Origin of the sequence: Salinibacterium sp. (assembly GCF_031364185.1) — a bacterium.
Taxonomy (GTDB): domain Bacteria; phylum Actinomycetota; class Actinomycetes; order Actinomycetales; family Microbacteriaceae; genus Rhodoglobus.
Genome location: NZ_JANLVV010000180.1, coordinates 1 through 8,231 on the forward strand (window position 1 = coordinate 1; position 8,231 = coordinate 8,231).

An 8,231-nucleotide genomic window follows, 5' to 3' on the forward strand; every position below is an offset into this window, starting at 1 on the left:
TATTCCCCACTGCTGCCTCCCGTAGGAGTCTGGGCCGTGTCTCAGTCCCAGTGTGGCCGGTCACCCTCTCAGGCCGGCTACCCGTCGTCGCCTTGGTGGGCCATTACCTCACCAACTAGCTGATAGGCCGCGAGTCCATCCCAGACCGAAATTCTTTCCAGCTCCTAGCCATGCGGCTGAAGCTCGTATCCGGTATTAGACACCGTTTCCAGTGCTTATCCCAGAGTCTGGGGCAGGTTACTCACGTGTTACTCACCCGTTCGCCACTGATTCAGAGGAGCAAGCTCCTCTTTCACCGTTCGACTTGCATGTGTTAAGCACGCCGCCAGCGTTCATCCTGAGCCAGGATCAAACTCTCCATAAATGTTTGATTGCACAAGACTGGCTAAAGACGAATCTAAAGTTTGTCGAGGCACATCTAGCGCAGGGACTAACCGGAATGGGCTAGAACCCTGCAAGTTTGAAACTGACAGAACAAATCAATACTGACTTGCTTTGTTGTTTATATCTTTTCCAAAGGAATCCGGATGCTACTCACGTTCAGATCCGGAAGGATCTGACGATAAATAACACCACGGGTTTTTGGCATTTGACATTGTGCACGCTGTTGAGTTCTCAAGGATCGGACGCTCCGGCAACTCGACTTTGCGGTGTCGCTGCTGGGCATTTGCCTTTGTGTGCTACCCTTCGCTTTCGCTTGGGCAACTTGTCTAACCTACCACCTTCGCAGTGCTTGTCAAATCAACTCCTGCGAGCAGAAAAGCGCGCTGAGCCGGTTCCACCAGATGACGAGATGGGCTTTCATTCTAAGATCTGAAGCCAGGAACTGCAACGAGAATTCGCCGCAAAACTGACTGTGTGACTTAGAAGTTCGTCCCTCTTGAGGCCGGCAAGCTGTGGGTTTGATCCGCACCGGGCTTGTCCGCACCTTTGGGGTGACAAGTGATTACTTTACGTTGACCCTCGGGGGCTGGCAAATTTCACCACATCCCGGGCGTGTCTCCGGTCAACGCGCTCCACTGCTATTCGACGAACACTCCCGCCAGGGTCTTCTTTCCCCTACGCAATACGGCCATCCGCCCATGCAACATCGCGACACCTACGGTTGCCGCGTCATCATCAACCCGCTCGTTATTCAGATAGACACCGCCCTCCCCCACCGACCGACGGGCCGCGCCCAGACTCGGGCTGAGGCCGGTGTCGACCAGCAACTGCGCGACAGTGGTCCACGCCGGAGTGGTCGTGTTAGGCAACTCACGGAGTGCGGCCTCAAGAGTCGTAGCATCCAACTCGGCCAGGTCCCCCCGCCCGAACAGGGCACCAGCCGCAGCAACGGCCGCCTGCGTCGCCGAGGCGCCATGCACCAGGCTCGTCACCTGTAGCGCGAGCACCGTTTGCGCCTCGCGCCGGAACGGTTCCGCCGCAACGCTCGCTTCCAGGGCCTCGATCTCTGACCTGGGCAGAAAAGTGAAGATCCTGAGCCGCTCGATAACGTCCGAGTCGTCGGTGTTGAGCCAAAACTGATAGAACGCGTACGGGCTGGTCATCGCCGGATCGAGCCACACGGCATTTCCCTCGCTTTTGCCGAACTTCGTACCGTCGGAGTTCGTTATCAGCGGTGTGCCGATCGCGTGCGCACTGGCGCCTTCCGACTTATGGATCAGGTCGGTGCCACTGGTCAGATTGCCCCACTGGTCGCTACCCCCGGTCTGCAACACACAACCGTATGTTCGGTACAGCTCGAGGAAGTCCATGCCCTGCAGGATCTGGTAGCTAAATTCTGTGTAGCTGATTCCAGCATCGCTGTTGAGTCGCGCGCTCACAGCATCCTTCTTCAGCATGGTGCCTACCCTGAAAAACTTGCCCACGTCCCGCAGGAAGTCGATCGCGCTCATCGGCGCTGTCCAGTCCAGATTGTTCACCAGTCGCACCGGGTTCGCGCCCTCGAAGCTAAGGAATCTCGAGACCTGCGCCTGCAGGTAGCCCACCCATTCGTTGACGGTCGCCACGTCATTGAGGGTTCGCTCTGCCGTCGGGCGCGGATCCCCGATCAGGCCTGTCGAACCGCCGACCAGGCCCAGAGGCCGATGGCCCGCTAGCTGAAGCCGTCGCATCAACAGCAATTGCACAAGATTGCCCAGGTGGAGACTCGGGGCCGTCGGGTCGAAACCGCAGTAGTAGGTGACCGGCGGGCCGGCAAGCAGCCGTTTGAGCTCATCGGCGTTGGTGGAGACGTGCACAAGGCCACGCCAATTGATCTCGTCCCATACATCGGGAAACGACGGATCATTGTGTTGGGCCGCCAGGGACTGCCCTTCGAGTTCTGCCACGAGTCCCACCGTACCGGAGGTTCATTCGCCGGGAGCGGGGTCGGAGAACCAAGGCGGGTACACGCGGGCCGCCGATACGACCGCGATGATCAAGGGCCCCGTTTTCGTGCGGTGGCGGGCCGGTACGGGGAGACTGACGGTTCGCCGGGCATCCAGAACCGCCAAGGATACTCGGATGAGCCGCCGGGTCCCGAGACGCCCGTGCGCGGTCCGGTCTCGAACGCGGCGCTATGGGTGGGCAGAATGAGCCGGACGCGGTTGCCGTCGAGGTCGGCGCCGCCGTCGACGAGCGAGATCCCGAGCGCCACACACAATCGTGCAGGGCCGCGGGCGAGGTCTTCATCTGATCGGCTGGTCGCGCGTCTGACCCTTGCGACGTCGAGCCCTTCCACAACCTCGGCGCCGCGCAGCAGCACGGCGGACGCCACGCCCAGCGGTGAGCAGACGACATTGGCGCACACGTGCATGCCATAGGTGAAGTACGTGTAAAGGTGTCCCGGCGGCCCAAACATCACGGCGTTGCGCCTGCCCGGCCCTCGATAGGCGTGAGAGCCCGGATCTGTCTCACCCAGGTAGGCCTCGACCTCGGTGATCCGCACCGTCACCTCATCCACGCGAAGCAGCGCACCGAGCAGTGCTGGCGCTACCTCGATGGCTGGACTAGCGAGGAAGTCCCGGTCAAGAATTGATCGACTCCCGGCTCAGAAGAGCGGGATGCCGTTGAGCGACACCACCACGAAAGCCGCGGCGATCAGGACAACGCAGACAACCACCACGATCGTGACTCCGCGCCGCGTCATTCCGCGACGCCACCACCCCGGATCCTGGTCATTGCCTGTCGTCACACTGTGCCCCTTGTCGCCAGGGCTCGAACTCGGGCGGTTAATTCGGCCCGCTGCTCAGCAACCCTCTCGGGCGCCGTGCCGCCAACGCCGTTGCGGCTTGCGACCGAGCCCTCGACGGTGAGCACATCACGAAGCGCCGCAGTCAGGTGAGGTGAAATCGCTGCGTACTGCTCGTCGCTGGGTTCATGAAGTTCCAGCGACTGCTCCTCGCACCACCGCACGAGCGATCCGCTGATTTCGTGGGCCTCCCTGAAGGGAACGTGGCGACGCACGAGCCAGTCGGCAACGTCGGTGGCGAGTGAAAAACCCTGGGGGGCAAGTTGCGCCATCCGCTTCGTATGAAAAGTCAGTGTCGAGACCATCCCGGTGAATGCGGGAAGCAACACTTCAAGCGTTTCGACCGAATCGAAGACAGGTTCTTTGTCTTCCTGCAGATCGCGGTTATAGGCGAGCGGAAGGCCCTTGAGAGTGGCGAGCAAGCCGGCGAGATTGCCGATAAGGCGCCCGGACTTGCCGCGGGCGAGCTCCGCGATATCTGGATTCTTCTTCTGGGGCATGATCGACGATCCCGTTGAATAGCCGTCATCCAGGGTGAGAAATCCAAATTCGCGGGTGTTCCAGAGGATGATTTCTTCGGCAAACCGGGACAGATCTATGCCCAACTGCGCGGCAATAAAGGCGAACTCAGCCACGACATCCCTACTGGATGTCGCATCGATTGAATTCTCGGTCGGTCGGCTCAGTCCGAGCCGGGCCGCAACAAGCGCAGGGTCGAGCCCGAGGCTAGAGCCTGCGAGCGCCCCTGCGCCATAGGGCGAGGTGGATGCCCGCACCCTCCAGTCGCGCACGCGCTCGAGAGTGCGCACCAGTGGCCAGGCATGCGCCAACAGGTGATGTGCGAGCAACACGGGTTGCGCATGCTGCAGGTGCGTGCGCCCCGGCATGATCGCCAATTCGTGACGTTCAGCCTGCGCGGCGATGGCGTCAATGAGGTCGACCACCAGAGTAGCGATCACAGTGGCATGATTAAGCAGGTACAGCCGGATGAGGGTTGCGATCTGGTCGTTCCTGCTGCGACCGGCACGGAGCTTGCCACCGAGCGCGGGGCCCAGGATGTCAATCAACCCACGCTCGAGGGTCGCGTGCACGTCTTCCTCGGATTCACGAGGTGTGAGGCCGCCCTCGGAAAGTTGCGCCTCCAGCGTGCCGAGCGCATCCACCATCATGTCGAGCTCGGTTTTTGTCAGGTAACCCGCGGCGGCGAGCGCCGCGGCATGAGCCCGGGACCCCGCGAGATCGTATGGGGCCAACTGCCAGTCAAAATGAGTCGACCGGCTCAGTGCCACTAACTCTGGGGAAGGACCGGTCGAAAAGCGCGCTCCCCAGAGCGAGCCCTCGCCCGTGGCGCCCTGACTCGACGTGGACACGCTCACACCGCGTCGCTCCGCAGGTCGCGGCGCGCGCTGATCTTCGACGGGAGTGACCATATCTCGATGAAGCCCTTGGAGAGTGACTGGTCGAAGGTATCGCCGGTGTCATAGGTGGCGAGGCTGAAGTCGTACAGGCTCTGCTCGCTCTTCTGGCCGGTGACCGTGGCGCGGCCGCCCTGCAACTTCAACCGGATGTCGCCGCTCACGTACTTCTGGGTGTCGTCGATGAAGACGTCGAGCGATCGCTTGAGACCCGAAAACCAGAGCCCGTCATAGACAAGGTTCGACCACTCGGCTTCGACACCGCGCTTATAGCGACCGAGGTCCCGCTCCAGCGTGAGAGCCTCGAGGGCTTCGTGCGCCTCGATGAGGGCCATGGCGCCGGGCGCTTCGTACACTTCCCGGCTCTTGATGCCCACGAGGCGGTCTTCGACAACGTCGATGCGGCCGACGCCATGCTTGCCGGCGAGCGCGTTCAGCCTCTCGATGATCTCGAGCGCGCTCAACTGCTCTCCGTCAAGAGCGACCGGGATGCCGGAGTCGAAGGTGATGATGACCTCGTCGGCGTCGCGCGCGATCGATGGGTCTTGCGTGTACTCATACAGGTCTTCGATCGGGGCGTTCCAGGGGTCTTCGAGGAAGCCGGTTTCGACCGCGCGACCCCATACGTTCTTATCGATCGAATATGGATTCGCCGCCGACTGACGGATCGGCAGGTTGTGCTGCTCGGCGTAGATGATTGCCTTGTCCCGGGTGAGTGCGAGGTCGCGTACGGGAGCGATGCTCGTGAGCTCGGGCGCGAGAGCAGCCACCGCCGCCTCGAACCGCACCTGGTCGTTACCCTTGCCGGTGCATCCATGAGCCACGCTGTCTGCGCCGAGCTTCTTCGCCGTGATCGCGAGATGCTTCGCGATGACCGGCCGACTAAGCGCCGAAACCAGGGGGTAGCGCTTTTGGTACAAGGCGTTGGCCTTGAGGGCCGGCATCAGAAAGTCATCGGCGAATTCGTCCTTCGCGTCGACGACGATCGACTCCACGGCGCCGCAGTCGAGCGCGCGCTGGCGGATGTCATTCATGTCTTCGCCACCCTGGCCGACATCGACCGCAAGGGCGACGACCTCCTTGCCCGTGGCATCCTTCAACCACCCAATTCCCACCGAGGTGTCGAGGCCACCGGAATAGGCGAGGACGACGCGTTCTGTCATGATTCTGGGCTCTTTCTCTGGTGGGTTGCGGGATCAAGCCTATCGGCGGGCACAAGTCTGGCCGCGCCGCGAGCGGCTGCCGTCAGCACCCGCCCACGCGGGCCTGCGCCGGGAAAATGCCTTCACAGGAATGCGGCACTGCGTGGTCGAGATCACCCGGAGTGCTCCAGAAGCCACACCATGAGCGCCTTCTGGGCGTGCAGCCGGTTTTCGGCCTCGTCCCAGATGACGCTCTGGGGGCCATCGATGACCTCCGATGTCACCTCATAACCCCGATCGGCAGGGAGGCAGTGCAAGAAAATCGCGTCCGGCTTCGCGAGGGCCATCATGTCGGCGTCGACCTTATACGCGCTGAGGGATGCCACGCGCGCGGCCTTCTCCTCCTCCTTGCCCATCGACACCCAGGTGTCAGTGACTATGACATCCGCACCGGCGACCGCCTCGAGCGGGTCGGTGTAGATCGATACCGATCCGCCGGTCTGCACCGCAATAGCGTCGGCATCAGTCACGATCCGCTCGTCGGGCAGGTAGTCGACAGGGCACGCCACGCGCACATGCATTCCTGCCGTGGCACCGGCAAGCAGGTACGAGTGCACCATGTTGTCGGCCCCGTCGCCGAGGAACGTGACGGTCAGGCCAGCGAGGTGGCCCTTGTGCTCGCGGATGGTCAGGAGATCGGCTAGCAGCTGGCAGGGGTGGAATTCATCGCTGAGCGCATTGATCACGGGAACGATGGTATCGGCCGCCATATCAACAAGGCCGGACTGCGCATAGGTGCGCCACACGATCGCAGCCACCTGGCGCTCGAGCACTCGCGCGGTGTCTGATGGGCTCTCTTTGCCGCCAAGCTGGCTGTTCGCCGTCGAGATGATCAGCGGAACTCCACCGAGATCGGCGACGCCGACCGCAAACGACACCCGTGTGCGGGTCGACGACTTATCAAAAATCACCGCGACGGTCTGGGGGCCTGCGAGAGGCGTGCGACCCCAGCGGTCCGCCTTGATTTGCTCGGCGAGATCCAGGATGGCGGTCTGCTCGGCCTGGGTCACATCGTCGTCGCGGAGGAAATGGCGCGTCACGGTTATCCTTTCGGTGCGCTGGCGTTCAGCGCTGCTGTGAATTTCTCTATGAACTCTGCTACCTCGGTATCGCCGATGATGAGCGGCGGGGCCAAACGAATGCTGACGTCGGTGGGCGCGTTCACGATGAGGCCGAGCCGTGCAGCCTCAGCCACGACCGTCGGGCCGACCGGCGCGGAGAGTCCCACGCCGATGAGCAGGCCAGCACCGCGGATCTCCTCGACGAGCGGCAGGCCGACGAGAGCCGCGCTGATGTCGGCGCCGCGACGGGCCGCATTCTCGACAAGGCCGGCCCTCTCGATCTCAGCCAGCACCGCGTCGGCGGCGGCGGTGACCAGCGGATTTCCCCCGAACGTGCTGCCATGCTGCCCCGCGATAAGTAAATCGGACGCCGCGCCAAAGGTCACGAGGGCGCCGATCGGCACACCCCCGCCAATACCCTTCGCGAGCACTACCGCGTCGGGAATGATGTCGTCGTGCTGGAAGCCGAACCAACGACCCGTGCGGCCGGCGCCGGTCTGGATTTCGTCGATGATGAGCAGTGCTCCATGGCGAGCCGTGATCTCACGTGCGGCGACGAGATAGCCGGCTGGCAGGTCGATGACTCCTGCCTCACCCTTGATCGGTTCGACGACGAGCGCCGCGACATCCGGACCCATCGCCATCTCGAGAGCCTCGATCGTGGAGTCAATATGCGAGACGTTAGGCAGCAATGGCTCGAAGGCTTCGCGCAGCGCGGGCTTACCCGTCAACGACAGCGCACCCATGGTGCGACCGTGAAAACTATTGCGCAAACTCAGGATGCGAGGCCTCCCGGTGCGCCTGGCGAGCTTGATCGCGGCCTCGATGGCCTCGGCTCCTGAATTTCCAAAGTAGACGCGCCCGTGCTCGCCGGCACCCGTCAACCGGCGTAGGCGTTCGGCGAGTTGAAGCTGCGGTGGCGTGGCGAAGTAATTGGACACGTGCGCCAGTGTTGCGATTTGCCGACTCACCGCCTCTACCAGCACCGGATGGGCGTGGCCGAGCGAGTTCACCGCAATTCCGGCCAGGAAGTCGAGGTACTTTCTGCCCTCGGAGTCCCAGACGTAGCAGCCTTCACCGCGCACCAACTCGACGCTCGGCAGGGCTGCAGATTTCATCATCCGCTCTGAATATTCGCGCTGCCAGGTCATGCCGGTACCACCTCCGTGCCAATCCCGCTCTGGGTGAAGACCTCGAGCAGGATGGAATGTTTCGCGCGACCATCGATGATCGCCGCCTTGGGAACTCCCCCCGTGACCGCGTCGAGACACGCTGTCATCTTGGGGATCATCCCCGACTCAAGGCCCGGCAGCAGTTGAGT

At 62.5% G+C, this 8,231-nt stretch carries 7 protein-coding genes, 1 rRNA gene and 1 pseudogene; all 9 read right to left on the minus strand.

The genetic code is table 11. From position 1 onward, the window contains the following. Positions 1 to 364 (minus strand): 16S ribosomal RNA (locus tag RMN95_RS08000); the annotation flags it as partial. A 658-nt stretch (positions 365 to 1,022) separates the two neighbouring features. Further along, positions 1,023 to 2,330 (minus strand): tyrosine--tRNA ligase, encoded by a 1,308-nt coding sequence (gene tyrS, locus RMN95_RS08005; RefSeq protein ID WP_309616410.1) that lies wholly within the window; start codon positions 2,328 to 2,330, stop codon positions 1,023 to 1,025. 89 nt (positions 2,331 to 2,419) lie between these two features. Further along, the gene (locus tag RMN95_RS08010) at positions 2,420 to 3,016 is read right to left on the minus strand and encodes a DNA-3-methyladenine glycosylase (protein WP_309616416.1); all 597 of its coding nucleotides are present in this window, start codon (positions 3,014 to 3,016) and stop codon (positions 2,420 to 2,422) included. A gap of 15 nt (positions 3,017 to 3,031) precedes the next feature. Beyond that, positions 3,032 to 3,175, minus strand: coding sequence for a hypothetical protein (locus RMN95_RS08015; protein ID WP_309616411.1), 144 nt, complete (start codon positions 3,173 to 3,175; stop codon positions 3,032 to 3,034). After that, on the minus strand, positions 3,172 to 4,662 hold the full coding sequence (argH, locus tag RMN95_RS08020) for an argininosuccinate lyase (RefSeq protein WP_397545268.1): 1,491 nt from the start codon (positions 4,660 to 4,662) through the stop codon (positions 3,172 to 3,174). The genes RMN95_RS08015 and argH overlap by 4 nt, the downstream gene beginning before the upstream one ends. Then, entirely contained in the window at positions 4,605 to 5,810 is a 1,206-nt protein-coding gene (locus RMN95_RS08025; protein ID WP_309616413.1) for an argininosuccinate synthase, read from the minus strand. Before RMN95_RS08025 ends, argH begins: the two co-directional genes overlap by 58 nt. A 152-nt stretch (positions 5,811 to 5,962) precedes the next feature. Continuing rightward, on the minus strand, positions 5,963 to 6,889 hold the full coding sequence (argF, locus tag RMN95_RS08030) for an ornithine carbamoyltransferase (RefSeq protein ID WP_309616414.1): 927 nt from the start codon (positions 6,887 to 6,889) through the stop codon (positions 5,963 to 5,965). A gap of 2 nt (positions 6,890 to 6,891) precedes the next feature. Then, the gene (locus tag RMN95_RS08035) at positions 6,892 to 8,061 is read right to left on the minus strand and encodes an acetylornithine transaminase (RefSeq protein ID WP_309616415.1); all 1,170 of its coding nucleotides are present in this window, start codon (positions 8,059 to 8,061) and stop codon (positions 6,892 to 6,894) included. Then, positions 8,058 to 8,231, minus strand: a pseudogene (locus RMN95_RS08040) (acetylglutamate kinase); the annotation flags it as partial. The pseudogene RMN95_RS08040 and the gene RMN95_RS08035, both read right to left, overlap by 4 nt.

Excerpts from the sequence above, each read along its gene's own strand:
- argH (WP_397545268.1), bottom strand. The coding sequence starts at position 4,662 with ATGGTCACTCCCGTCGAAGATCAGCGCGCGCCGCGACCTGCGGAGCGA.
- RMN95_RS08025 (WP_309616413.1), bottom strand. The coding sequence starts at position 5,810 with ATGACAGAACGCGTCGTCCTCGCCTATTCCGGTGGCCTCGACACCTCG.
- RMN95_RS08035 (WP_309616415.1), bottom strand. The coding sequence starts at position 8,061 with ATGACCTGGCAGCGCGAATATTCAGAGCGGATGATGAAATCTGCAGCC.